23 protein-coding genes are annotated in these 25,667 nt (G+C 31.8%); 8 read left to right on the forward strand and 15 right to left on the reverse strand.

Annotated features, from left to right (window positions below; translation table 11 throughout):
• Positions 1–21: 21 nt before the first annotated feature.
• From Q0876_RS13235 to Q0876_RS13255, 5 genes are all read right to left on the reverse strand, one after another.
• Positions 22–837, reverse strand: coding sequence for a hypothetical protein (locus Q0876_RS13235; protein ID WP_299228645.1), 816 nt, complete (start codon positions 835–837; stop codon positions 22–24).
• Positions 834–1,337: a hypothetical protein gene (locus Q0876_RS13240; protein ID WP_299228647.1), complete on the reverse strand. Its 504-nt coding sequence runs from the start codon at positions 1,335–1,337 to the stop codon at positions 834–836. The genes Q0876_RS13235 and Q0876_RS13240 overlap by 4 nt, the downstream gene beginning before the upstream one ends.
• Positions 1,327–2,226 (reverse strand): thioredoxin family protein, encoded by a 900-nt coding sequence (locus Q0876_RS13245; RefSeq protein WP_299228649.1) that lies wholly within the window; start codon positions 2,224–2,226, stop codon positions 1,327–1,329. Before Q0876_RS13245 ends, Q0876_RS13240 begins: the two co-directional genes overlap by 11 nt.
• A gap of 5 nt (positions 2,227–2,231) precedes the next feature.
• Complete coding sequence (locus Q0876_RS13250) at positions 2,232–2,669, reverse strand: DUF1573 domain-containing protein (RefSeq protein ID WP_299228651.1); 438 nt, start codon at positions 2,667–2,669, stop codon at positions 2,232–2,234.
• Positions 2,670–2,777: 108 nt separating this feature from the next.
• The gene (locus Q0876_RS13255; protein ID WP_299228653.1) at positions 2,778–3,836 is read right to left on the reverse strand and encodes a LuxR C-terminal-related transcriptional regulator; all 1,059 of its coding nucleotides are present in this window, start codon (positions 3,834–3,836) and stop codon (positions 2,778–2,780) included.
• Between the two features lie 108 nt (positions 3,837–3,944).
• Between Q0876_RS13255 and Q0876_RS13260 the strand changes: the two genes are divergently transcribed.
• Both Q0876_RS13260 and lipB read left to right on the forward strand, forming a co-directional pair.
• The gene (locus tag Q0876_RS13260) at positions 3,945–4,103 is read left to right on the forward strand and encodes a YqaE/Pmp3 family membrane protein (protein WP_299228655.1); all 159 of its coding nucleotides are present in this window, start codon (positions 3,945–3,947) and stop codon (positions 4,101–4,103) included.
• Positions 4,104–4,271: 168 nt separating this feature from the next.
• Complete coding sequence (gene lipB, locus Q0876_RS13265; protein WP_299228657.1) at positions 4,272–4,970, forward strand: lipoyl(octanoyl) transferase LipB; 699 nt, start codon at positions 4,272–4,274, stop codon at positions 4,968–4,970.
• Positions 4,971–5,011: 41 nt separating this feature from the next.
• Here the strand turns inward: lipB and Q0876_RS13270 are convergent, their stop codons facing one another.
• The 10 genes from Q0876_RS13270 to Q0876_RS13315 all read right to left on the reverse strand — a co-directional run bounded on the left by Q0876_RS13270 (position 5,012) and on the right by Q0876_RS13315 (position 14,518).
• Positions 5,012–5,230: a hypothetical protein gene (locus Q0876_RS13270; RefSeq protein WP_299228658.1), complete on the reverse strand. Its 219-nt coding sequence runs from the start codon at positions 5,228–5,230 to the stop codon at positions 5,012–5,014.
• A 4-nt stretch (positions 5,231–5,234) separates the two neighbouring features.
• Complete coding sequence (locus Q0876_RS13275; RefSeq protein WP_299228659.1) at positions 5,235–5,654, reverse strand: hypothetical protein; 420 nt, start codon at positions 5,652–5,654, stop codon at positions 5,235–5,237.
• Between the two features lie 3 nt (positions 5,655–5,657).
• A complete protein-coding gene (locus Q0876_RS13280; protein WP_299228660.1) occupies positions 5,658–6,197 on the reverse strand; it encodes an RNA polymerase sigma factor in 540 nt (179 codons plus the stop codon).
• A 168-nt stretch (positions 6,198–6,365) separates the two neighbouring features.
• Positions 6,366–7,193, reverse strand: coding sequence for a M23 family metallopeptidase (locus Q0876_RS13285; RefSeq protein ID WP_299228662.1), 828 nt, complete (start codon positions 7,191–7,193; stop codon positions 6,366–6,368).
• 35 nt (positions 7,194–7,228) lie between these two features.
• Entirely contained in the window at positions 7,229–8,044 is an 816-nt protein-coding gene (locus Q0876_RS13290; protein WP_299228664.1) for a hypothetical protein, read from the reverse strand.
• 77 nt (positions 8,045–8,121) lie between these two features.
• On the reverse strand, positions 8,122–8,625 hold the full coding sequence (locus Q0876_RS13295) for a lipocalin family protein (protein ID WP_299228666.1): 504 nt from the start codon (positions 8,623–8,625) through the stop codon (positions 8,122–8,124).
• The gene (locus Q0876_RS13300; protein WP_299228668.1) at positions 8,626–9,675 is read right to left on the reverse strand and encodes a nucleoid-associated protein; all 1,050 of its coding nucleotides are present in this window, start codon (positions 9,673–9,675) and stop codon (positions 8,626–8,628) included.
• 111 nt (positions 9,676–9,786) lie between these two features.
• Entirely contained in the window at positions 9,787–11,331 is a 1,545-nt protein-coding gene (locus Q0876_RS13305) for an OmpA family protein (RefSeq protein WP_299228670.1), read from the reverse strand.
• Positions 11,332–11,448: 117 nt separating this feature from the next.
• On the reverse strand, positions 11,449–13,887 hold the full coding sequence (locus Q0876_RS13310) for a ribonuclease HII (RefSeq protein ID WP_299228672.1): 2,439 nt from the start codon (positions 13,885–13,887) through the stop codon (positions 11,449–11,451).
• A gap of 28 nt (positions 13,888–13,915) precedes the next feature.
• Positions 13,916–14,518, reverse strand: a complete 603-nt coding sequence (locus tag Q0876_RS13315; protein WP_299228674.1) for a ribonuclease HII — start codon at positions 14,516–14,518, stop codon at positions 13,916–13,918.
• Positions 14,519–14,720: 202 nt separating this feature from the next.
• On the opposite strand from Q0876_RS13315, the gene Q0876_RS13320 reads away from it, so the two are divergent.
• The 6 genes from Q0876_RS13320 to Q0876_RS13345 all read left to right on the forward strand — a co-directional run bounded on the left by Q0876_RS13320 (position 14,721) and on the right by Q0876_RS13345 (position 25,609).
• Positions 14,721–17,834: a SusC/RagA family TonB-linked outer membrane protein gene (locus Q0876_RS13320; RefSeq protein WP_299228676.1), complete on the forward strand. Its 3,114-nt coding sequence runs from the start codon at positions 14,721–14,723 to the stop codon at positions 17,832–17,834.
• A 12-nt stretch (positions 17,835–17,846) separates the two neighbouring features.
• Positions 17,847–19,313, forward strand: a complete 1,467-nt coding sequence (locus Q0876_RS13325; protein WP_299228678.1) for a RagB/SusD family nutrient uptake outer membrane protein — start codon at positions 17,847–17,849, stop codon at positions 19,311–19,313.
• A 26-nt stretch (positions 19,314–19,339) separates the two neighbouring features.
• The gene (locus Q0876_RS13330; protein WP_299228680.1) at positions 19,340–20,185 is read left to right on the forward strand and encodes a hypothetical protein; all 846 of its coding nucleotides are present in this window, start codon (positions 19,340–19,342) and stop codon (positions 20,183–20,185) included.
• A gap of 9 nt (positions 20,186–20,194) precedes the next feature.
• Entirely contained in the window at positions 20,195–21,103 is a 909-nt protein-coding gene (locus tag Q0876_RS13335; protein WP_299228682.1) for a hypothetical protein, read from the forward strand.
• A gap of 163 nt (positions 21,104–21,266) precedes the next feature.
• Positions 21,267–23,549, forward strand: a complete 2,283-nt coding sequence (locus tag Q0876_RS13340; RefSeq protein ID WP_299228684.1) for a M12 family metallo-peptidase — start codon at positions 21,267–21,269, stop codon at positions 23,547–23,549.
• Between the two features lie 95 nt (positions 23,550–23,644).
• Entirely contained in the window at positions 23,645–25,609 is a 1,965-nt protein-coding gene (locus Q0876_RS13345) for a putative porin (RefSeq protein ID WP_299228686.1), read from the forward strand.
• The last annotated feature ends 58 nt before the right edge of the window (positions 25,610–25,667 follow it).

Genomic DNA, 25,667 nt, shown 5'->3' on the forward strand with positions numbered 1-25,667 from the left:
TTTCAAAGTTCTTGGCTTCTTCTAGTTAATTTGTGACAATGCAGCAATTTCATTTTCTATATCTAATAGATAAACTTTAAATCCAGCATTAATATTTATAAAACGATTGGTTTCACGATATTTTGATAAAGCTTTAGTAAATTGTTTTTTAGCTTCAACTAGGTTTAGTTTTTCTTTGAGTGCAATTCCTAAAAAATAGTTGGTGTCGGCCATGTCCTCGTTTATAGTCAATTGTTTTTTTAGAGTGGCTATGGCTTTGCTATATTGTTTGTCTAACACGTAGAGTATGCCAAGCGAATGATAATCTGTTAAACCAATATCATCTTTAGATTTGTAATTAATAATACAATTTGATATGATTTCGATTCCTTTTTTGTATTGATTTGTTTTTGCATAAGCAAGACCAAGTATGATTCGCATGTCTTTATCGCCTCCAGGGGTAAATTGAACATATGCTTTTGGTAGTTTGTAGTAGGTTTCTAAATCTTCAATACAAAGGTTATAATTTTTATATTGCCAGTACCAGTACGCTCTGTAACATAAATATTCCTTAGGATCAATTTTAATGGCTTTGTTCAATATGTCTAGGCCTTCTCTTAGCAACCCTCTTTTAAAATAAGGAACCGATTTTTCATAGTAAGCCCAAGCAAACTCAGGAGCTATAGCTATGGCTTGATCAAATAATTTTTGTGAGGCTTTACTACCTTGAGGATATTGAATTGCTTTGTAGCTTAATTCGCAAGCTTTTCGTTCTTGGCTATTTTCAGCATATATATAACAATTTGGTTGTGCATAACTGAAAAGAGAAGATGTAAGAAGTATTAATAATGTTCTCATGTACTTTGAATTTTACCGTGATCTATTTTTATAACATGAAATGTATACCCGTCATAATCTTCTCCTTTGTAAATTGCATGATTCCAATTTTTCAAGTTTTTAAAAATTGTTTGAATGTGTTGCATTAGCACCTCAGAACAATTTGTTTGGTTAAAATTTGAATCAAGTACCTGAATTCTGATTCTTCCAGGTTCATTGTTACAATTTATAGCAAATCGCACAATAAAATAGCCATTGAAACCACTGTATTCAGGTTTAAATTCATAGTGTTTTATAATAGCTTTTTCAAGAGCTCTTTTACCTCCAGAGTAAGAGATGTAAGCTCTCTTGTGCAAAACATTAGTTGAATCACAAAACTTGAATTCAGGATCATCTAGATTAGGATTAAACGAGGTGTCGCCAATTTGATCTTTGTAGATCATTTCAACATTATTGCTGTTCACACAACTTATGAAAGAAAAGATCAAGATTAGGATCAATAAGTAGGTTTTACTTTCCATTAATGCTAGTTTTTAAAGCTTCAAGATTCTCTAATAAATCGTTATCATCAGGGAATTTTTCAATGGCATCTTTTAGCGTTTGAATAGCTTTTTTTGAGTACCCACTAATGCCTAAAGTATTTGCTAAACTCATAAAAGTTCTTGGATTGTCGGGAAATAATTGGGTATTCAATTTAAACACTTCAATAGCTTCATCTAGTTTATTTGAGGCGTATAATATGCGCCCATAAGTATTCAATTCATACATACTTGTGACTTTATTATCGTAAGTTTTTACTAAGCGCTTACTTTGTTTTTTGAGACCATTCAAGCCATCATCTTTTAGTATTGCATTTACTGTTTCTACAATTTGATAATTAGATTTATACGTGTTTTTAGTGACAATATTTAGTATGTCTTTTTCTAAAGTTTCTATTGGGTGCTCTACAATACGATTGACTTCTTTTCGATCTTTATAAAAGATAAAAGTAGGTACACGATGAATATTTAAACCAGCTTCCTCATGATTTGGGCTCTGCTTGTACATGTAAGGTTTTTTGCTAAGCGCAATAACAGTAAGTTGATCTTTAGGGAAATTGCAAGCTTCAATAATTTTGTAAAATCTCGGAACTTCCTTTTTACTGTCACCACACCAAGTACCCATAAAAAGTTTGATGTTGTAATCTTTAAGTTTTGACGTTAATAATTTTATGGTCGCTTGATCTAACTCATAGGTTTCATAGTTTTTCGAAAACCAGTGGTTATAATTTTCAGACATTAAGCCATCTTTATTTATTTTTCCGAGCAAAAAAGGTGATTCTTCATTAATGTTTATTTCATCATTAATGCTTTGCGCTATTGTAGTTGCAGAAAAACAAGCTACTACAAATAGTAAAAAATAGTTTTTCATAACTTTTATTTTGAATTAGCGTTTTTAATGACTTCTCCGATAATACGAAGTTTTTTCTGATTGTTATTCGCATTAGAAATCACAGTTATAGACTTTGAAAATTTACCTATTTTATTAGTGGCATATTTGATCTCTATAGTTCCAGATTCACCAGGTAGAATTGCTTGCTTTGGGTAGGTTGGTACTGTGCAACCACATGATGTTTTTACTTTGGAAATTACAATTGGAGCTCGACCTCTGTTTTTAAATTTAAATGTACGAGTCCCATTGTCATTTTGATGTATTGTACCATAGTCAATAACTTCTTCTTCAAATAGAAATATGCCTACATCTTTGTTGGAGGCTTGCTCTTGAGCGTAACCTAGACTAGAAAAGAAAAGTGTAATTAAAAAACCTAAGGTTAAAGTTAGGTAGCTTACTTGTGTTGGCGCATAATGTTTCATAATGTTTGTTTTTTGATTAATACAATAACAAACATCAAGATTTGTATGAGAAAACAGGGTGTATTATAGGTTGGAAATGAGTACTAGTCCCTAGGTTGAATTCTGTAACTAACTGTTAAACAGGGATTTTAATTCGTCTCTAGAACTAACGTTAAGTTTTTTGTAAACGTTATTTACATGTGTTTTTACTGTACTTACGCTTACAAAAAGGGTATCAGCTATATCTTTATTGCTATTATTTTCTAATAAAAGCTCCAAAACCTTTTGCTCTTGTTTGGTTAGTTGTGCTTTAACTTCAGAATGGCGTTTCTTTCTATTTTTATTTCTTGCAAAAAGGAGCCAAATATTAAATAAGAGTGATATAGATAATGCTATAATCAAAACATAAAGCCAATTAAAGCCTTTTGCATTTTCTGAAGGTGATGCAATGTATTTATCAGAAGACAATTCAGCCTTATATTGGTTGGTATATGGAGAGTTTGGATATTTTTCTGATAATCTTACAAGTAACTCGTCATAGTAACTATTACTTTTTAGGTCCTCTAAGTAATATTCATGAAATTGATTACTTCTGTCTGATAAAAATGCATAAATATATAATTCTGCTAGAGGTTCGTTGAGGTTTTTACCAAAGTCTTGTAGCGTTTTAAACCACTTTCTATTATTCAATTCTCTATTAGCTTTACTTCTAAATTCGCTGTAAGCAAATTTCATTTCCTCTTTTAAAGAATCAACTTTAATAAACGCAGCGGTTTTTGGGTTGTTTGATATAATGTCACAAAACATTTGCGCATCAAACGATAAAGGAAAGGTAATGGTGTCTGTATGTTTTGCAATAAACAAGATGTCTTTACTATCTGTACAATGGCCATCAAAATGATTGCTAGTTTGATTGTACGAATTGCAATTATCTACATGTAATTTATAAATTTTTTGATTGGTATCTAGATGATCTCCATTAAATCGAAAAAAACCTGATGAATCTGTTGTAACCTTAGAAATAATTTGTTCATCATAAATTCCATCAAGCGTTCTGTAGTCTTCAATAACAGATAAATAAACTTCATTTTGCCACCTATCATCATCAATGAAGCCTTCAAAACGGTGTTGTGCATTTACATTCGTTATCGCACAAATTAAGATAAATATGATATATGAAACTCTCACAGCACTAAACTACTATTTTTATTTAAAAAGAAATCTGTAATTGTATAATTATTGAGTTGTAACAAATAGCTTTCATGTACGTCCTATCAATACATCAATACTTAAATTATGAGTTTTTGGAGAGTACTTCTCGCTATTATTTGTCCACCTTTATCTGTGATAGGTAAAGGCTGTGGTTCTATACTTATTGTTTTCTTGCTTTGGCTATGTGGTTGGGTTCCAGGTGTGATTGCTGCTATAGTGATATTAAATAATCCTGAACGATAAAAACCGTATCTTTGTTTACCATTTTCTTAAAGTAGTCAAGTCTGTTACTAATAAAGATGCAGTTGTAAGTGAAGATGAAAAAACAGTCACATTAAAAATGAATTTTATAGAAATGATTAAGTCACCTGAAATGATGACTTTAGATGTTATTTTAGAAGATTAAATATTTTGAACAAAACCATAACATTACAAGATCTAGGAACTAAAGATTTTAAAGACACTTGGGATTATCAAGAACAATTATTTAAAGGAATTTTAGATACTAAGATTAAGAACCGAAGAGAGGCTTTGAATTTACCTACTGATAACTATTTTTTATTTGTAGAACATCCTCATGTATATACCTTAGGCAAGAGTGGAGATATATCAAATTTGCTGCTTTCTGAGGCACAACTCTCTCAAAAAGGCGCTACTTTTTATAAGATTAATAGAGGAGGAGATGTCACCTACCATGGACCTGGTCAAATTGTTGGTTATCCAATTTTAGATTTAGATAATTTTTTTACTGACATTCATAAATACTTACGTTTTCTTGAAGAAATGATCATACTAACATTGGCAGAATATGGTTTAAAAACCGAACGTAGTCCTGGGGAAACAGGCGTTTGGTTAGATGTGGGAACACCATTTGCGAGAAAGATATGTGCTATGGGAGTTCGGGCTAGTAGATGGGTAACTATGCATGGTTTTGCATTAAATGTAAATGCAAATCTAGGGTATTTTGATAATATCATTCCTTGTGGAATAAAAGGCAAGGCCGTAACCTCTTTAAATGTCGAATTAGGCCTAGAGAGTGTCAAAGAAGAAGCGGTTAAAGAAAAACTTTTAAAACACTTTAAAGCTCTTTTTGAAGCAGAGTTTTCTTGAACGTTTTAGTGTTTTTTTTGATTCAGCTTTTCAATAACTTTTTAATCTGATAATATGGAAATATCAAACCCTAGTATTCTAACTAATTCCATTACATCATCTTCTTTTAAGTTTTTAGTAGCTTCAATTCTTAACACATTATCAATGTCTTCAGTATCAACATTCCATTTTAATACTTCAGAATGATTATTTAATATTGGAGATAACAGCTTAACTTTTTGTGTTGTCTCAATGTTGGTTTGAAATAATAAAAGTTCCATGAGCTTATTCTGATTCTGAATTTGGTATTTCTTTTTGTGATGGATTTGATTGACGTTCAACATATTGTTGGAAGTATTTATCACCTTCTTCTTCCCAAAATTTGTTGTAATATTTCCATTTTGAGAAATCTGTCTTTGAATTGTCTTTACACTTCTTATTTGAATCCTTAGAAGATTTTTTATTTCCACTTCCCATACTACAACCGCCTAGGAGTAACTTAAGAAGTATGAATAATCCAACTGCTTGCCAATAAGATAGTAGTGGTAAACCAAAGATGTCTGGCATTAACCAATTCCATAGCCACATTACTACATAGCCAAAAAGGATGACTAGCCCTGAGATGAAGATTGCGCCAAAAACAATCATTACAAAAATCTCTATTGGTGATTTTTCTCTAAACTTGTGTGTGAAAAAATTTGTCATTATTTAGTATTTATATGAATTAATATTTAGTTCTATTTTTTTATATAATATGCCAATGGCTCTATGTCTTCGCGACATTAAAGTGCCTTCAGGTATTCCTGTTTCATTAGATATTTCTTTATAAGAATACCCTTCAAAATCTACAGCTATAATAATATCTCTATATGCAGGTTTTAGCTGTTCAATACATGTTTTTAAAAGGCTTATCATTGCATCAGAGGTGTAGTATTCTGATGTTTGTTGTAATACTTCAGCCAATTCAATCAAACGCTCATCATTATCTATATAGCTTGAAGATTTAGATGTTCTTAGTACATCAATGATTTTGTTTTTTATTGATCTGTACACAAATCCAGCTACATTATGTATTGGCGCATATCTATCTGCTCCAGAAAACAATTTAAGCGCTACATCTTGAATAATATCTTCTGCATCGCGATTTGCTGTGTCACTTATTCTAGTATTTATATAAATCTTTAGGGATTGATATTCTTTACTAAAAAAATCTTGTAGTTTTTTACTGTTTTCTGATTCTGAATTCATCTAAAACCTTTTTGTAAAGGGTCTTCGATTAAGAAGACGACGTACTCATCAATCTATTGCAATATTTTTTAGTTTTTCTATAAAAAAAACTCAAGTAAGTTGGTTAACCTTTTGCATAGGTGTGATACGAATTGATTTTTTGATTAAAAAGTACTGATTAACAATGAATTAGTTCTTAACTTTGTAGCGTCGTCTACGTTTTAATTCTTGATTTTCATAGCCTTCAAAATAGATAGGAATTGCAATATCTCTTTCTTTTCTAACTACAAAATGTAAATGCGGACCACTTGTGAAGCCTGTGAGTCCTGAAACACCTATTTTCTGACCTTTAGATACACGATCACCAACTTTAACAAAACTCCCTTTATAATCTAAATGTACATACGAAGCAATCGTTCCATCATCATGCATAATAACTATTTTATTTGCTTTTTTCATGAATGATTTTCCTCCATATTTAGTAAACCAGTCAATGACTTGCACAACAAGACCTTCTCTAGCAGCAAACACCAATTCACCTATTTCTAATTGAAAATCAATGGCATACTTTGAGGCAATGCTCTTATGGGTAGATTTACCATTAAACCCTTGACTTACACTATATTTTTTTCCTTTTTTAAACGGTAAGCGATATAGATAATCTAATTCAGGTTTTATAAGTGATTTATGACCATAGTAATATCCAATTCTCAGACTATCGTTAAATTGTTTTTTACATATGGAGTCAGGAATTTTACCACTGCAAAAAGTTAATACTGTACTATCTTTTGGCTTTACTAAAATTGAACTAGATTCATTATTGGTTGCTCTTTCTCGTAAAATGACCTCTATTGGAACTAAAAGTTTATTTTTTACAAAGAGCTTTAAAGTGTCATTTTTCTTATTCCAATATAAAGATATCTCATCTTCATATGAAACAGGTTCGTCCTTAGTTTTTTGGCCATAGCTATAACTAGATAGTATTATAAATATTGAAAATAGACTAAGCGTTTTCATAATGTTTTAAAATATATGAATGTATTATGTATCGATTAGTTTTTTATTATTGTAATGTTTCCTTCACCCCATGATGTGATTTGACTTTCAGAGTACGTATTGTAAGCCAATTTTCTTGTTTTTATATCTAAAATACCAGTTACTAGTATATGGTGGTTGTTATGATGAGGTATAAATTCAGTACTATCTGCGTTTATCGAAACTAAATAACCAATAATTCTAACCTTATTACCAACAACTTCAAATGGATTTCTAATATTTGATGATACCCAAATACTTTGATCTCCAATTTTGACTTTAAAAAAATTTGATTTAGCATCAACATATTTTACTTCGGTGATTTCAGATTCTAATGCTACTGTTATACCATCCCAATTAGATAGTTTCTTTTTTCTATTTATTTTTTTAAGAGTTTTCTCATTTAAATTTGTTGGATATGCTACTCCATGCGCACTAGAGCTGTTAACATGATCTGTATTTAGATACATCTTGGTAACGAGCTCTTTTAATTTAGGGCATTCATTAGTTAGTCTATTAAATATAGATGTATTGATATTGTTTCTGCTTTCATCATATAATATGCTTTGTCTTTCCCTTTCGAATTCATTTTTATAACCGTCAGAATAGTCTTCTCGTCTTCCAAGGCCTTGTAGTGTATTGTCTTTTTTAAAGCATTTGAAAATTTGTAAGGAAATTTTGTTTGTTTCTTTGCTATTGATATTATTTATACAATTGCATATTTCGAAAACGCCGCGATCTTTTATGTATTCTGTTTCTATGGTTCGAGTGTCTTGGCCTAGACTTATAAAGGCATTGAAGATTAATACAACAATTAATAGTGTGTTTCTCATGTGTTTTAATTGAATTTATAAGGCAAGAAGCAAATTATATAAGATACAAATATATTCATTACAGCATATTTTTAGTATTACCAGTGAAATTCCCGATCATCTATAGAAACATCTTCAGGGACCAAAAAATCTACAATTGTTGATTCTTTTGACGAAAATTGTTTGTGTCTAAACTCTAAGACCATTAGGTTTTCATTTAAATCTAAAATTTTAAAAAATTTATAGTCTTTATCTAAATGCATTAGTTTTTTGAGTTTTTCACTTTTTAGTTTTATATAAGGATAATTGTCTTTGCTATGGTATATGATCCAGTCTGCCGTTAGAGTTTCGCCACAATTCTCTTGTTCTGCATTATTATCATGCATATAACCATTTGTTAAGTATGTAACTCGGTACGATAAAAAACAGTCTCCCATATTCATTCTGGTTTTATTATTGAATCTACGAGCCAGTTTCCAAGATTTTGCTGAATCACCAGCGATAAGAGTTTTTGGACTTTGAGGTAAATTAAAAGGAGGCTTTTTATCATCTATACACGATAAAAAGCTGGCTAATGCTAATAATATAATTAAGTATTTCATTTATCCTTCTTCGTTAAAAAACACTTTGTAAAAATGCATTTTTTTAGTTTCATCATAACCTCGTTCAAGATATTCTGCAGAGGCATCTGGAGCATCTACATCTAGTTTTATTTTAATATTGGTGTCTAATTTTATTTCAGTTTTAATTTTTTGTTTTTGCTTTTTTAAAACAATTTCTGAAACGTCAAATTGGTTTCTAATCAAAATATTATGATCACTTTCATAGGTCTTTTTGTAGTCTTCAAAAAGTTGTATGGCATCTTCTTTTTCAAAGACTTCCTCTTTAAACGTTTCAATGTTTATAATTTCATTCTCCTTGAAAAAGTCAACAGCTTTAGCTAAAAAATTACTTTGTTCTTGACCACCAAATTGTGGCTGCATGATTTCTTTAGAAAATTCACGACACATCTCAATATAGTTTTTTGTATGCTCATTCGAATCATCAGGATATTTAACATTTAAGAAACTTTTTATCCAATATTGTGCATCATAATTATTATGGTCTACACTTAAAATAATTTTTCCTTCACCATCAGCAGCATTGAGGATTAAACAACCTTTATCTACTTTTTTTGCTGCTATTCCTTTTTGAGTAATGATATCATAACTGTTGTTCTCTAGGTAAGTTTGAAAAAAATGAGATTTATTTTCAATTTTAAAAACACCAACAGCATCTGTAAGATAATTTTCATATTGCAAATCGTGAAAAATACATATAATGACATCGCCAGTTTTTATTTGAGATGAATTGGATTGTTCAAACAAATGAGTTACGATATATTTTGATACGTCTATAAAGTTAGAATTGTCATCTAATAATTGAGAAGCGTAACTATTAATTTCATTGAGATCAATATTTGAATGATGATTAAAACGATATGTTTCAGAAATATTGCTAAAAGGTTTTAAAAGATAAGGTAAAATTAGGTCGTAGCTTACTTCATCAAATTCTAACTCTCGCTCTGAAAATGCGTTTTTTGTACTGTTGAATTTATTTCCAACTTTGTGAAGAATACATTTTGAGATGGAAGCTTTTGTGCGTTTGATCATGGTGCAATTTTTGTTTTACAATACTACAGAAATTGACAAAATATATAAAGAAAAACACCAAAGAAAACTTTGGTGTTTTAATGATTGAGGACTTTAGACTTGGTTACTTCATTATTGCATGATAAATTCGACACGTCTATTTTGAGCTTTACCATCAGGCGTTTTATTATCACCTACAGGCTCAGTTTCTCCTTTTCCGTCTGTTTGTAATCGGTTTTCTGAAATATGATACACATTGATTAAAGCATTTTTAACAGCTATTGCACGTGCTTTAGATAGTTTCATGTTTGAATTGTCATCACCATCAGAATCAGTATGTCCAACAATTTTCAGTTTTATGGTGTCATCTTGCAATAGTACTTGAGAGATTTGTCGAATAATACCATAAGATTGCGTTAGAATTTCATCTGAACCAGAATTGAATAAAATACCGTTAGTAGAAATACGCCCTTCAGACATCAATTTACGCCTCAGATCTAAACCGCCTTCAGCTACTTTTAAATTACTTATGAATGCACGATCTTTTCCTTCTTTAAGTCCATAAAGATTAAATTTTAAAGCTTTTATAGCATTATTAGGAGCGACCAATTGAGGGACATCAATATATTTCTTTTGATTTACCCAAAGCCTAAAACGTCTTTTATTTACAGCAATAGATATATGAGGTTTATTCAAAACATCTGTTCTTATATCTGAGGCTAAGCTACTGTTTATAACAGTAATTCCGTTTATTCTATTATGAAGTCTAATGTTAAATGCTCCAAATTGTCCTAATGGTAATTCTGCGGTAGCACTGTTTCTTCCGGCTTTGAAAGTATTATTATCATCAAGAGTAATACTAACGCGAGCTGTAGAAGAGGTCTTGTTATCTACTCCAGCTAAGAGCATATCGAATTCAATGGTATATTCCTCTGGCAAATCTTCGGGTAAGATAGGAATGTAAGTAATACCATAACCTGCTTTCATTTCAAACCATTTCCCATCTACAGAATTTATTTTTACGACCTCTCCTGAACCACTAGTGTTCCATTGACTAGGGAAATCTCCAATGAAATCTTTTGAAAAATCATCAAAAAATAAAAGTTTATCACCCGGAACAAAATCAAATTTTCCTAAAACTTCTAAATCATCAGATATGTTAGGAGGTGTTTCTTGAGTTTCGTTGTCATTAGGCTCAGAAGTATTACTGTCGCTAGAGTTTTCCTCATTTGAGTCATTGTTTGGGTTTTCCTCATCTTTTTCTTCAAGTTCACGCTGACCCAGTAATAACTCTTTTGCTGTTTTTATGCTGTAAGAAAGGGCTTTTTTTGCCTTGTTCATCTGAAGCGTGGCTTTGCCTTGCTTTAAAACACCTACACCATTTAGATCAGAAATTATATCTGGTGCAGCGTCACTTAAGGCAGTCATTTCTGCTAATGCTTCTTCTAAAACATCTATGTCTTCATCATCAAGCGGAGTACCAGCGGCAGCATAACCATCATACTTGTATACCTTATCATAAAGATCAAACGATTCTCTAACAAAATTATCTACACTAGAAATACCAACAGAGCTTTTAGGACGTTTGATTTTCTTAGTTTGGGCTTCAGCGAGTGGAATGTGTAATAGTAAAAAGTAAAAAAGGGGAAAGATTACTGTAGTCAGTTTTTTTGACATTGTTTTCTGTAATAGATTGATTAATAGTGTGTTTAAAAATAACTATAAATTACAAGAAAACAAAAAGCAATGTATGGCTAGCTCACTTTTATGTATGAGTGGAGCAAATTGATAGGCTTATTTAATTTCATAAATTATAATGGTATTGTTATCGCCTTTTACAATAACTTCTAGAGCATTATCGTTATCAACATCATCCATTTCTATAGATGAATTACCATATACTGGGAAGTTATTAATGAGTTTTGCTTGACTGTCAAAGAGGTATACTTTTTTTGCTTGTAAGTCGGTAACACTTATATAAATTTTGTCATTAATATAAAATATTTTTGGCTGTGTATAATCACCAAAGTCCAAATCTATAGTATTGGTCTTTATGGTTAGTTTATTGTCTGTTAAGGTAACTAAAGTTTTATTAGTTGTAGTAATTGTATGGTTTTCATCTAGATTTAGGTTGCTGTGTGCAATACTACCTTTTGTATTTACCTGTAGTAACTCTCCACTATTATTGGTTGTTGTAAATTTATTTTTGTATAGGTAAATGTTGTTTTTTGAAAACTCTATTTTCTCCTTAACATGAACGCGTCTCCTGCCAGTTCTATCTAAAATTTCTAAGGTATTTCCATCAGCAAATACAATGTAATCTTTTTTGCCAATTCTGAAATGTTTTGGCTGCGTTTTGATATTGCTTTTTGCAGATTTATATGTAAAACCAGTTACAATTTTGCCCCTTTGATCATACATGAGTACTTTTTTTCCTTGACTAACCATTAAACGATAATTTCGTTTTTTATCGTAATCGAAGACTGAAAGTGGTTGAGTAATTTTATCATTGAACTTCAATGGAAAAGGAGAAACATCTTTGCCATTTCTGTCTAAAACATAGATGCTTTTTGTTGTACAAAAAGCTAATTGCAATCGACCGTTTTTATACATGTCTATTTGAGATACATTTCCTAATATTTTCTCATTGAGTTGTTTTTTCCAGAAGATTTTCCCTTGATTTGAAATCAAGTATAAGTTATGGTCTATATCTTGTGCCAAGATGTCTTTTTGATTGTTAGTGTGGTTGCTAACTAATTGAATATCAGAGAGTATTAAATTGTCTATATTAATAGTTTTCTCTTCAGATATAGTATTGTTTTTCTGCTGTGATTTTTGAGTTTTTATTACTGCATTTACATGTGCATAATCAGTATCATAAATGAACTGAAGAGCTGAAGTTTTATATTGGCTTAAGTTTAGGTTTTTATCGTCATTAAAATTGGTGTTTATAACGTTGTTCAATTCTCTGTCATTTACATAAATAAATATCGAAGACTCATCACTCAAATTAAGCATCATATTTTTGAAATTTTCGTTTTCTGCTAAAGTATTTCCATTTTGATAATTAGAGATGATAGTTTCCAAAAATGACATGCTGTTAGAGAACACAAAAGCATCATCAATATTGAAATAATATGTTGCATTGATATTAGCAATAAATGGTTCGAAAATTTTAGCGAGAACTTCTTGTTTTTCAAAATTATATATAGCTACAGACCTAAAGGTCTTGTTTAGAGATTGTGATAAATTTTCTTGTGTATTGAAGGCGTCTAAAGAACGTAATATGATAGCATTTTCATTATTGTAACTAACCATACCTGCTTCAATTATTGTTTCAAATAGATGATCGTTGTTGGCTATTGTAATAGAGTCTGTTTTTTTGTGTTTTAAAAGGTTTGCTTCAAAAAGCTTAACGTTATTAAATGTTAAGCTTAAGAAATAGTCTGAGTTTCTAGGTATAATGGTTGCTATCTCATTTTCTTGTGGGATAGTTCCTTTAAATACATTGATTAGACTTTCAATTGAGTCTGATGCTTTAGTAATTCCGTTTAGTATAATATCATTTTGTGAAAAATCACAATCTAAAAGTAAATGGTTTGATAATTTGACAGTATTTAACTCAGAGTTGTTAAAAATTTTAGGCGAAAACCCTTCTTGTTTTAGATTTAATAGAATAGAAACTGATTTTTCAGGGTTAGACGCATTTAATAGTTTTTTCAATTCAGAGTCATATTGTGTGCTATTAAATGCGTTCTCTACTAATCTAAGACGGTTAGATATGAATAGAATGCTATCAATAGTTGTTGAATAAAAAATCTTTTTATTCACATTTAATTTTGTGATAGTTTTATTTTTTGATGAGAATTTTTCAGCAATGAAGTTTGGTATTGAATCTAATTCAAAAACTAAATTGCTATTGTAGGTCATAAAACTTACCTCTAAACTATCCTTAATATCTTTTGATAGGCAAACGTATAATGCTTCAGAAGGCTTAATGTGTTTTGTTGGAAAGAGATACTGATTAAAACTTTTAACCTGATTGTAAATGCCAAGCTCTTTCAGTAAACTATTATTATTTATAGAGCTTTTTAAACTTTCAAGAGAATTGGTTTTGATTACTAATGAAGTGTTTTCAGGTATATAGTTTAAAATATCTTGAGTTGTATCTGAATCATTTTGACAATTGAAGAGTAGTGCTGACAAAAGAATCAGTAGACAAATTTTTTTCATCGAAAATATTTTTTACAAATATAAAAAGTTAGAAGTCTAATTTTAACTGTTCAGGCAATAATCTGAAAGATTTTCTGTGGTATTTTGTAATGCCATATTTTTTAATAGCATTTCTATGTTCAACTGTTGGATAACCTTTGTTTTTTATCCAATTATACATTGGAAATTCTTCATGAATTTTTGCCATGTAGTTGTCTCTGTATGTTTTTGCCAATATGGAAGCAGCTGCAATCGTTAAGTATTTACTATCGCCTTTAATTATAACTTCATGTGGAATAGATTTATAAGGTTTAAAACGATTGCCGTCAACAATAATGAATTTTGGCTCAGGATTAAGCTTTTCAATTGATAGGTGCATTGCTAAAATTGAAGCATTCAAAATGTTTATGGCATCAATTTCGTTTTCAAATACATGATTTACAGAATAAGAGATTGCTTCGGTTTCTATAATAGGTTTCAAAAGCTCTCGTTTTTTTTCTGAAAGCAGCTTAGAATCAGTTAATATTGAATTTTTAAAATTCTTAGGCAAAATAACTGCTGCAGCAGTAACTGGGCCAGCAAGGCAGCCTCTTCCAGCTTCATCTGTACCACATTCTAAATTAAAATCTGAATATTGTGTATAAAGTTTCAAAATGTTAAAGTTTGAACAAAGTTAAAATTTTAACGCAACCTTTTTCAAGTCGATGCATCTTAATCATAGAAAAAACAAGCATCTTAGGCTTTTTCACCTAAATTTTTAAAAGCAATTACATTAACATTTTTTTGGCTGAAATACTTGTTTATTTAATATATTATTAAGATGTTTGCGCTAGACTAACTCAAATAATTGTTTTATGAAATTAAAGTTAACATGGTTAATGACGCTATTCATGGCGTTTGTGATGCAATTTTCTTTTGCACAAGAGAAGACGATCACAGGAACAGTTACATCTGCAGCTGATGGTTTACCATTGCCTGGAGTAAATGTAATTGTAAAAGGAACTTCAAGAGGAGTTCAAACAGATTTTGATGGTAATTTCTCTATCAGAGCTAACGAAGGTGAAGCACTAGTGTTCTCATTTCTTGGCTTTAAAGATTTTGAAGCCTCAGTAGGATCTTCTAGTACAATAAATGTTCAAATGCAAGAGGATGTTGCTACTTTAGATGAAGTAGTAGTTGTTGCTTATGGAGACGCTGCGTCTCTTAGAACAAGTACTGCCTCAATAAGCACAGTAGATGCTGAAGTGCTCGAAGATAGGGCAAATGCTTCTGCTATTCAAAACCTTCAAGGTCAAGTAGCAGGTTTAAATATTTCTACTGGTACTGGTCAGCCTGGTGCTGATAGTACAATTATCTTAAGGGGGCCAGGATCTATTAATGGTAACGTAGAACCGTTATTCGTGGTAGATGGTATTCCTGTTGATGAAGATAACTTTAGAAGTATCAACCCTAATGACATTGCAACTTATTCAGTACTTAAAGATGCTGCAGCCGCAAACATCTATGGTAACAGAGCTGCAAATGGTGCGATTGTAATTACAACTAAAAGAGGTAAGTACAATCAAGCATTGAAATTTAGATACAGTGCTTCTTATGGTTATAATGAATTACAAGATCAACCTTTTGAGTTAATGAACTCAAGAGAAATTCTTACTTGGCAAAATATTAATGGTGCAGGTTTAGGTTCAGAATTGACACCTAATGAAATCAATGCTATAGCAAACCAAGTAAACACTAACTGGGCAGATGTTTTCTTTAGAAAAGGAACAACATCTTCTCACGATTTATCGATTTCATCTGGTGGTGAGACTTCTAATAATTTTACATCTTTGCAATATTTTGAGCAAGATGGTATATTTATTGGCTCAGACTTCAAACGTTTCTCTGTTAGAAATAATTTCAGTGGCAGAAGCGCAGATGATAAATTTAACTACAACTTAAATCTATCTTTAGGTTTTTCAAAAACTAATGAAGTAGGTGATAGTTCTGGTTCTGGGTCAACATTCTTTAACCCATTTAGTGCTGCATTACAAGGATTACCTTATTTAAGTCCTTTTGATCCAGACGGATCAATCACTAGAGATGGTGGTATCGCGCCTGGTGATATTGGAGCTATTTTAGGTAGAGGTGCATCAAACTTCCCTTACGTTTTATTAAACAGTCTTTCTTTAAATACAGATAAGGAAGAGGAAGTTAAGATTTTAGCGTCTTTTAACGCTAACTGGAATTTTGCTAAAAACCTTACTGCAGGTATACAATTAGGTATGGACTACAGTAATGAAATGAGATTAGAGATATTACACCCTGAAAGTATTTTAGGACCATTCCAAGATAGAGTTGGTAATAACCCAGCAACATTGTTTGGAGGTATCCAAGAAGAAACAGTTACTAGAGATTTCAGATTTAACTCTGTATTTTCTTTAAATTATAATAATGTCTTCGCAGATAAGCACAAAGTAGATGCTACGGCTTTCTTTGAATATTTAAAAGGTCATTTAGACGGATTTGATTATGACCAATTTGGTCTTGATCCACGTTTATTAGGTGCAGGTTCTGCTTTCGTGGCAGGTACTACAACTGAGGTAATCAACGGTGCAACTGTAAATCCTTATATTGATATTCTTAACCAGTTCACAACAACTGTTGGTAACGTGTCTATCTTTGGACAATTCGATTATGAGTACGACGGTAGATATGGATTTGCTGCAGGTATCAGACGAGATAACTCATTTAGATTTATCGATGATAATAAATGGGGTACATTTTGGTCTGTTTCAGGTCGTTGGAATATCGATGCTGAATCATTCATGGAAGACTCTGCGTTTGACTTATTAAAACTTAGAGCTTCTTATGGTGTGTCAGGTAATGACAGAATTAGAGGAGGTTACTATGGAGGTACAAACGAAACACGTAACCTTTATACTGCTGGTACAGGTTATAATGGTACTGTTTCTACAGTTCCTAGCCAAGTAGCAAATACATCATTAAGCTGGGAAGAGACAACACAAAAGAACATTGGTATTGATTTCTCTTTATGGAACAGAAAGTTCAGCGGTACTTTAGATGTATACGAAAAAACTACTGATGACTTATTCCAAAACAATAACATTTCTTTATTGAATGCAACAGGAGGTACTATTGAGGCTAACTTAGGTACAATGGTAAACTCAGGTGTTGAATTACAATTGAATTATACTATTTATGATAAAAACGATTGGAGAATATCGGTTAATGCTAACGGATCTTATAACAAGAATGAGATCGAAGCATTGCCACCATCTACAAATGGTTTAGTAAACCTTGGAGGTTCTACAGCATTAGGTGAAGGAGAATCATTAGGATCTTTCTTCCTAGTAGAATACGGAGGAGTTAATCCAGCAAACGGTAATCCTTTATTCGTAAGACCTGACGGAACGTTGACTGAAACACTTATTGATGCTGACAGACAGTTCTCTGATAGATCTATCTATCCAGTTTACCAAGGTGGTTTCGGTTCTGATATCAGATACAAAGGTTTTGAGTTTACAACACAATGGTCTTTTGTTGCTGAAGTTTACAGAAACAACTTAGATTTTGCTAGTTTAGAAAACGTTTCTCAAGGTTCAGTTGAAAATGGTAGAAACAGATCTGTAACATTATTTAATGCATGGCAAAATGTTGGTGATATCACAGAAGTACCTCGTGTAGGTTCTGCTTTCGGTGGTGTTGCATTCATTAACCAAACAGATAGATATCTTGAAGATGCTTCTTTCTTAAGATTGAGAAACATCACTTTTGCTTACTCTTTACCAAGTAGTGTGTTAGAACAATTACCTATTACGGGAATGAGATTGTATGTACAAGGTGAAAACTTATTAACTTTCACAAAATATAGAGGTTGGGATCCTGAATCTAACTTTAGAACTACAGATAGAGGTCAGTTCCCTACTCCTAAGATATATACTTTTGGAGCAACAATTAATTTTTAATAACAAATTGATATGAAAAAATATATTTATAAAATAACATTCTTATCTGCGTTGGTATTTACATTTTCTTGTGAAGATGCTACAGATATCGTGCAGGAAGGGGAACTTACTGAAGATGCTGCTTTCAGAACAGTAGCCGACATTCAGACTGGTTTGTTGGGAGTTTATGCAGCTTACGATCCTGATGCAGGAGGAAACGGACAAGGAAACTCACTTTATGGTAACGCCATTTTTAGTGACAACTTAAAATCTGGAAATGCAAGTAATGGGCAAGGTGCTCAAGATTATAATTATCTTGTAAGCTTTACATCTGGTAGTATCCCAGATAATATCTGGAATGACAGATATACCACAATTAACTTTGCTAACCGTATCTTAGATGTCATCGATAGTAGAACATTTACTGGAGATGATTTAGTTGAAGTTAATCACATTAAAGCACAATTGTTGGCACTTAGAGCTGTATGTCACTTTGAAGTGATGCAATACTTTACAACAGATTACAGTAATCCAAATGCTTTAGGTGCTATTAATATTGATTTTGTTCCTGAAATTGATGATACATTTGAAAGAAATACAGTAGCACAAAATTTAGCTTTTATTAAAGCTGATTTAGATGCAGCTTCTGGATTGTTCGATCCTTTTAATGCCACTACCTCTAATCCAATCTTTATCAATCAAGACTTTGTTAAGTTTTTAAGATTGAGAATTGCTTTAACTGAAGGTGATTACAGTATGACTAATATGACCTTGGCTAATCAGCTATTAGCTGATTATCCTTTAGCCGACTTCGGACAATACATTGGTATGTTCTTAGATGTTGATAATACTGAAGTAATATTCAAACTTTCTAGAGTTGCTGGAGATGCAAGTGTGGTACGTTTATTCTACTTCAACTTTGTAGGACCTGGTGATGGTTTCCTTGAAATGTCTAATGAGTTATATAATATTTTAGATACTGAAGGTGGTGCTCGTCGTGCTGCATATGTGAATAATCAAAGTACTATTATTGCGCCTAATGATCCAGCAAATGAGATATTGATTAATAAATATCCAGGTTCTGCTGATGGTGTTCAATTGAACGATTTCAAAATGATGAGAGCTTCTGAGGTTCAGTTGATAAAAGCTGAATTACAAGCAAGAAATAACATGTTAACTGATGCTGCTACAACTGTTGCTGCATTGAGAACTGCTAGAGGTTCTTCTACTGCAACACCAGCTACTTATGCTAATGTAAATGCTGCTTTAACAGATATTATGTTAGAGCGTCGTAAAGAATTATGTTACGAAGCACACCGCTGGTTAGATATCAAACGTCTTGGGGCTGAGTTAGGTCTTGGACTTAGTAGACAAGCTGAAGACTGTGCTTCTTTTGAAGCTATATGTGATGTAGCTACTAGTGATTTTAGATTCACTATGGCTATTCCACAAGATGAGTTAAACGGTAACTCTGCTATTTCTCAAAACCCTGGATATTAATTCAGATTAAACTAAAAATAATAATTATGAAAAACATATTTAAAATATCATTTGCTCTGTCGTTGATGATGCTTACTTTTTCCTGTGATGAAACAGTTGATCAAGTGATCTACAATGGTGTGGCTTCTGAAAATAGAACATTCTTGTCTTTTACGGCAAGTGTATATAATTTACCAGTGACAATTGATGATACTGGACAATTAGATATTACGCTTAATTCTAGTACTGCAACTTCTAGTGATAGAACGTTTAATGTAGTGTTAAATACCGATCCTGAATTAACGACTGCAGATCCTAATACATACACATTACCTGCAACAGTTACGATACCTGCTAATTCTTATCAAGGTACGTTGACTATTACTGGTGCAGATAATGGATTAGTTGATGCAACAGTTAAACAAATTGTATTCTCTTTAGATGGTTTACCAAGTTCGGTAGATATGGATTCAAACCAAATTACAGTTAATGTATTTGAAGTTTGTCCTGTTCCTGATACCTTCTTTGTTGGTCAGTATAACTTAGTAGATAGTAATGGTAATTTCCCAAGTGAAGAAGTAACTGTTAGTGTTGGTGCTACATCAACAGATAGAGTTTTCACATCTACATTCTTACCTGGTACAGGAGTTGATACGGTTTTACCTGTTAACATTAGCTTAGCTTGTAACTTATTCAATCTTACACCAGATATTGATATTACAGTATCTTGTACAGGAGGTGCACCACCATACTACATCTTAACAAGCGCTGGTGCTAGTAATAGTAGTTATTCATTAGCTTCAGATACAGTACACGTTGTTAACTATACTGAAGATCCTAATGCATCTTGTGGAGGTACATCTATTCAAAACTTTACTCTAACCAAAATTTAATATCTAGTTATGAAAAATACTTTAAAAATAGCTTCTTTATTTGCTTTTGTATTGTTCGCTTTTAATAGTTGTGACGATAGTGAAGGTGAAAATGAAGGAAAATTTGATGACAATCCGGAAGCTGGATGGGTTCAATTTCAAACTAGTGCTTCGCAGATTAGTTTAGATGCTTTTGATTTTACAACGCCTTTTACTATACCTGTAGAGGTTAATGTGCCTGTAGTGCCTAATGACCTTAGAATTAGTTATAGTTTAGAAAGTGTATCTGGAGCAAATCCAAATATGGTTTTTTCAAACTCAGGCTCAATTATTAATCCAGGAGGAACATCAAGTCACTTTGATTTAAATTTCCCTGAAATTGAATTTGATATGTCTGAAGCATTAAGTGCTGGCATTTCTGAACCTATGGTTTTTGATGTTGTTTTAGAATCAACAGATAAAGCATCTGTAGCAGTTGGTATATTTGGTTCTGACAGACCTACTAGTTATAGAATTACTGTATGTCCTTCTTTTGCATCTTCAACTGGTGCTTTCATAGGAGATTATACATTGACTGTTCCTACAGGAAATGGTGCCTTTGGCGAAGCAATTTTTGCTGATGGTCAAACAGTAACACTAACAGAAGGTGACGATGGTGAATTCAGTAGAAAATTCACTACTGTATATTTACCAGCTTTTCAAGCAGACACAATGGAGGTAACCTTCTCATTCGTAGGTGGTACTGTTGCAATTGGTAGTGGTTTGAATACCGATATTGGTTGTGGAGGTTTTATACTAATTGGTGGTGATGCTGCTAATACTGTTGCTCAGCCTTGTGATGACTCTTCTCTAATGTTAAATATGTTAGATTTCGAAGGTGGATCAGGTGGTTGTGGACCAGCTGACTTACCATTTACAGTTATGCTAACGAAGATATAGTTTACAAAAACTTATATAAATAAAAAAAGCCGCTCAATAGCGGCTTTTTTTATTTATATATAATAACCATAAAGTTATTTTCTAGTTAAATGAAATAGCTGCTTGTCTATTTTTATTTATTTTTACTTTTGAAAACAAATGACTATTTTAGTAAAAAAAAATTATGAAGAAGAATATACTTTTTAACAGTTGGATCGTATTGCTGTTTTTTGCGTTGTCAATTAATGGTTACAGTCAGGATAGTTCTACATTTTGGGATAAAGTTTCTGATGAAGCAACGATTTCAGCTGAACGATGGAATAGGATAGCTATGCCATTAAAATACGATACCTATAATTTAAACTTAGATTTACTATTTAGTCAGTTGCAGAACGCACCCAGTAGAAAACAATCTAGTATTTCGCAAGGTATTGTAGTAGATTTTCCGTCTATAACAGAAGGTTATGAAAAATATGAAGTCTATGATGCATCTGTATTAGCTCCTGAGTTACAGGAAGAATTACCAAATATCAGGTCTTTTGTTGGTAAATCATTAAAAGATGCTAATAAAATAGTTAGATTCAGTATTTCTCTTTTTGGTTTAAAAGCTGTTATATTAAATGCTAAAGAAGGAACTCAGTATATTGATTGTTTAACTAAGGATAGAGCTTCCTATATAATGTATTTAAGACAAAATGTTTCTCCAGAAGAAAATGGAATAGAATGTCTTACCGACGATCAATCTGTTGAATTGCCAAGTGGACTAGAGAGTACTATCTCTGAGGATGAATTTAGAAATGCAAATGATGGTCAATTTAGAGAGTTTAGATTAGCTTTGTCTTGTACTGAAGAATATGCTACATACCATGTAAATCAAGCAGGATTGGGTTCAGCTTCAACTGCAATAAAAAAAGATGCAGTTTTAGCTGTCATGAATGATATAATGACCAGAGTAAATGCAGTCTATGAAAATGAACTAGCTGTCACGATGACTATAGTAAATAATAATAGAAATGTCATTTTTATCACAGATACGTTTTTGACTAATAATAATATCGGAGTTTTAATAAATGAAAGTCAAACATTTATTGATGGGTTTATTGCTGAGGCTTATGACATTGGTCATATGTTGAGTACTTCAGGTAGTGGACTAGCGCAATTATTTACTCCGTGTACAAGCAATAAGGCTAGAGGTGTAAGTGGAGGCCTAGGTGGTGTACCAGAAGGTGTAGTTTATGAAAATGTGATCATGCATGAGATGGGGCATCAATTTGGAGCTTTTCATACATGGAGCGCTCCAGGTTGTTCGGGCACATATACTAATTTTTCCGCTGCTGAACCTGGTGGAGGAACTACTATAATGGCTTATGCTGGTATTTGTGGTAATAGTGCAAACATTCAACCAGTAGCAGATACATATTTTCATCAAATTAGCCTTCAACAAATGTGGGCAAATATTACAATAGGAAATAGTACCTGTGCTCAACAAACAGCAACAGGAAATGGTGCTCCGACAGCCAACGCTGGAGGAGATTTTACCATACCGTTTGGAACGCCATATAAATTAGTTGGTTCTGGCACAGATGATGGTAGTTCACTAAGTTATTGTTGGGAACAATTAGATGTTAATGGTCCGGAAGCGTTGCCAGGAGATTTTACTATTGAAGGACCAATTGTAAGATCATTTCCTCCTGAAACTAATAGTACTAGATACATTCCTAGATTAGCAGACTATGTTAATATTGTTAATAGTTCCACAAGTTGGGAGAAAATAGTATTGGTTAACAGAGATGTCAACTATGAATTAACTGTAAGAGATAATGATATTAGTGGTGGTCAAACAGCTTCTGATGGTATGACAGTTACGGTTACTAATACGTCAGGACCTTTTGTTGTGACTTCTCAAAATGCTTTTGATATTGTATATGATGGAAACACGACGCAAACAATTACATGGAATGTTGCTAATACAGATTCTGGTCTTGTGAGTTCTTCAAATGTAAATATTTTACTTTCTACTGATGGAGGATTAACATTTGATACGATGCTATTAGCAAATACGCCTAACGATGGCACACAAGATATAACCATTCCAAATACAATTGACTCAACAACTTGTAGATTTATGGTAGAATCTGCTGATAATATTTTTTACAATATAAATAGAAGAGATTTTGAAATAAGAGCATCTTTAAGCTTAGATGATAATTCTTTTGCTAATAATTTATCTATTTATCCTAATCCAAATTCTGGAGAATTCAGTATCAAGTTTACATCTAATAATTTTAATGACGATGTTAACATACAGTTATTCGACATAAGAGGCAGATCTATTTTTAAGAATATATATGATGGTGCTAATGAATTTGATGAGACCATTAGCTTAAGCAATGTACAATCTGGTGTTTATTTGGTGAGTATCAGTAATGGAAACAATAAAGTTACAAAGAAGATAGTTATACAATAAGTAACTTAATTTTATAAAAGTAAAAAAAGGAGGTGTATTTTTACACCTTCTTTTTTTATCTTGACAAAATTTAAATTGATAATGCAGAGTCTATAATGTTTATAAAGACTATTATTTCATGTTTTTGTTTTCTTTTAAGCACATTTGTTTTTGCACAAAAGCTTGAAAGAATTCAAAGTGCTCCTCCGCAACAAGGTATCGATACTACTAAAGTGGATCGCAGAAGTACATCAAATAAGGGATTAAAAAATGAGAATGCCACTATAGATCAATATTTAGTTATTTCTCATAAGAATGATACCACTTTTGTTGATACTACGTTAACTATTAAAAAAGAGTTCAAATTTAATTACTTACGTAAAGATAACTTTGAACTCATTCCGTTTTCCAATCTAGGACAAACATATAATAGTTTAAGTAAAAATATATACGACTCAAAGACATTGCCAGAATTTGGTGCAAGAGCAAGGCATTTTAATTACATGGAAATTGAGGACATAAATTATTACCATGTACCAACACCGTTAACTGAAATTTTATTTAAAACTGCTTTTCAACAAGGTCAGCTACTCGATGCATTTTTTACAGTTAACACATCTAAACAATTCAATTTTTCGTTGGCATATAAAGGGCTAAGATCGTTAGGAAATTACCAACACATACTGACTAGTACAGGTAATTTTAGGTTTACAACAAATTATACAACCAAGAATAAAAGATATACCGCTCGTTTTCATATGGTCACTCAAGACTTGTTAAATCAAGAAAATGGTGGGCTTACTGATGAAGACGTGGTAAATTTTCAATCTGGTGAAGAAGATTTTATTGATAGATCTGTGTTTGATCCCATATTTGAAGATGCTGAAAGTATGCTTAGAGGCAAAAGATTTCATTTAGAGCATCAATATGCAATTAAATCTATTGATTCTTTATCAAAGTATGATTTGAAAATCGGCAATATTATTTCATTTGAAGATAAATATTTTCAGTACGACCAAACTATGTCAAATGAAGTTTTTGGTGAATCTTTTGTTGATAGAAACATAAGAGATAGAGTTACACAAGAAAATTTTCATGCTAGGCTTTATGGACTAATCAATAGTAATGTTATCGGAAGCATACAATTTAATTTAGACTATCATGACTATAATTATGGTTATGACCAAGTCACACTTTTATCTGACGGTACAATAATTAAAAACAGAATTAAAGATAATACAGTCTCTATTGGAGGTTCGTACAAGAAGGAAATTAAAAAAGTTGATCTTGGGGTTGAAGCAGGATTGAATGTTTCAGGACAATTTGATGGTAATTTTATTTCTGCAAATGCAGGCTATCAAATTACAGATGGGATAAAAATTCAAGCAGCATTAAATTATAATAGCAGTGCACCTAATTTTAATTTTTTATTATTTCAGAATGAATATATCAATTACAATTGGGATAACTCTAATACATTTGATAATGTCCAAACAAGTCAGCTAAAGTTTATTGTTGATGCTAAAAAAATTGGAACCCTAACAGTAGATTATACTAATACTGATAATTATGTCTACTTCGCTGAACAAGGAGATAATAATTTAGTTAAACCAGTTCAATCTAAAAGCACAATAAATTATTTAAGAGTAAAAGCGAGTAAAGAATTTAAATATGGAAAGTTTGCTTTAAACAATACCATAATGTATCAAGAAGTTCCCAATGGAGATAATGTTATTAATGTGCCTCAGCTTATTACTAGAAATACATTATATTACGCAAATCATTTTTTTAAAGATGCCTTATACTTACAAACTGGAGTGACATTAAATTATTTCACCGAGTATAACATGGATGCATATGATCCTATATTAGCTGAGTTTTATACTCAAAATGAAACTAAACTTGGGAATTTTCCAAGGTTAGACTTTTTTATCAATGCAAAGATAAGACAAACAAGAATCTTTTTAAAAGCCGAACATTTCAACGCTGCATTTACTGGATACGATTATTTCTCAGCGCCTAATTATCCATATAGAGACTTCGCAGTACGATTCGGATTGGTTTGGAATTTCTTTTTATAGATATTAGAGGATTTATTTTAGGTTTATAAAGTCTTCATTTCTAGCGTTTGAAGTTTGG

It is taken from the genome of uncultured Psychroserpens sp., from assembly GCF_947503375.1.
GTDB lineage: Bacteria > Bacteroidota > Bacteroidia > Flavobacteriales > Flavobacteriaceae > Psychroserpens.

Excerpts from the sequence above, each read along its gene's own strand:
- Q0876_RS13235 (WP_299228645.1), bottom strand. The coding sequence starts at position 837 with ATGAGAACATTATTAATACTTCTTACATCTTCTCTTTTCAGTTATGCA.
- Q0876_RS13240 (WP_299228647.1), bottom strand. The coding sequence starts at position 1,337 with ATGGAAAGTAAAACCTACTTATTGATCCTAATCTTGATCTTTTCTTTC.
- Q0876_RS13245 (WP_299228649.1), bottom strand. The coding sequence starts at position 2,226 with ATGAAAAACTATTTTTTACTATTTGTAGTAGCTTGTTTTTCTGCAACT.
- Q0876_RS13250 (WP_299228651.1), bottom strand. The coding sequence starts at position 2,669 with ATGAAACATTATGCGCCAACACAAGTAAGCTACCTAACTTTAACCTTA.
- Q0876_RS13260 (WP_299228655.1), top strand. The coding sequence starts at position 3,945 with ATGAGTTTTTGGAGAGTACTTCTCGCTATTATTTGTCCACCTTTATCT.
- Q0876_RS13270 (WP_299228658.1), bottom strand. The coding sequence starts at position 5,230 with ATGGAACTTTTATTATTTCAAACCAACATTGAGACAACACAAAAAGTT.
- Q0876_RS13275 (WP_299228659.1), bottom strand. The coding sequence starts at position 5,654 with ATGACAAATTTTTTCACACACAAGTTTAGAGAAAAATCACCAATAGAG.
- Q0876_RS13280 (WP_299228660.1), bottom strand. The coding sequence starts at position 6,197 with ATGAATTCAGAATCAGAAAACAGTAAAAAACTACAAGATTTTTTTAGT.
- Q0876_RS13285 (WP_299228662.1), bottom strand. The coding sequence starts at position 7,193 with ATGAAAACGCTTAGTCTATTTTCAATATTTATAATACTATCTAGTTAT.
- Q0876_RS13290 (WP_299228664.1), bottom strand. The coding sequence starts at position 8,044 with ATGAGAAACACACTATTAATTGTTGTATTAATCTTCAATGCCTTTATA.
- Q0876_RS13295 (WP_299228666.1), bottom strand. The coding sequence starts at position 8,625 with ATGAAATACTTAATTATATTATTAGCATTAGCCAGCTTTTTATCGTGT.
- Q0876_RS13300 (WP_299228668.1), bottom strand. The coding sequence starts at position 9,675 with ATGATCAAACGCACAAAAGCTTCCATCTCAAAATGTATTCTTCACAAA.
- Q0876_RS13305 (WP_299228670.1), bottom strand. The coding sequence starts at position 11,331 with ATGTCAAAAAAACTGACTACAGTAATCTTTCCCCTTTTTTACTTTTTA.
- Q0876_RS13310 (WP_299228672.1), bottom strand. The coding sequence starts at position 13,887 with ATGAAAAAAATTTGTCTACTGATTCTTTTGTCAGCACTACTCTTCAAT.
- Q0876_RS13320 (WP_299228676.1), top strand. The coding sequence starts at position 14,721 with ATGAAATTAAAGTTAACATGGTTAATGACGCTATTCATGGCGTTTGTG.
- Q0876_RS13325 (WP_299228678.1), top strand. The coding sequence starts at position 17,847 with ATGAAAAAATATATTTATAAAATAACATTCTTATCTGCGTTGGTATTT.
- Q0876_RS13330 (WP_299228680.1), top strand. The coding sequence starts at position 19,340 with ATGAAAAACATATTTAAAATATCATTTGCTCTGTCGTTGATGATGCTT.
- Q0876_RS13335 (WP_299228682.1), top strand. The coding sequence starts at position 20,195 with ATGAAAAATACTTTAAAAATAGCTTCTTTATTTGCTTTTGTATTGTTC.
- Q0876_RS13340 (WP_299228684.1), top strand. The coding sequence starts at position 21,267 with ATGAAGAAGAATATACTTTTTAACAGTTGGATCGTATTGCTGTTTTTT.
- Q0876_RS13345 (WP_299228686.1), top strand. The coding sequence starts at position 23,645 with ATGTTTATAAAGACTATTATTTCATGTTTTTGTTTTCTTTTAAGCACA.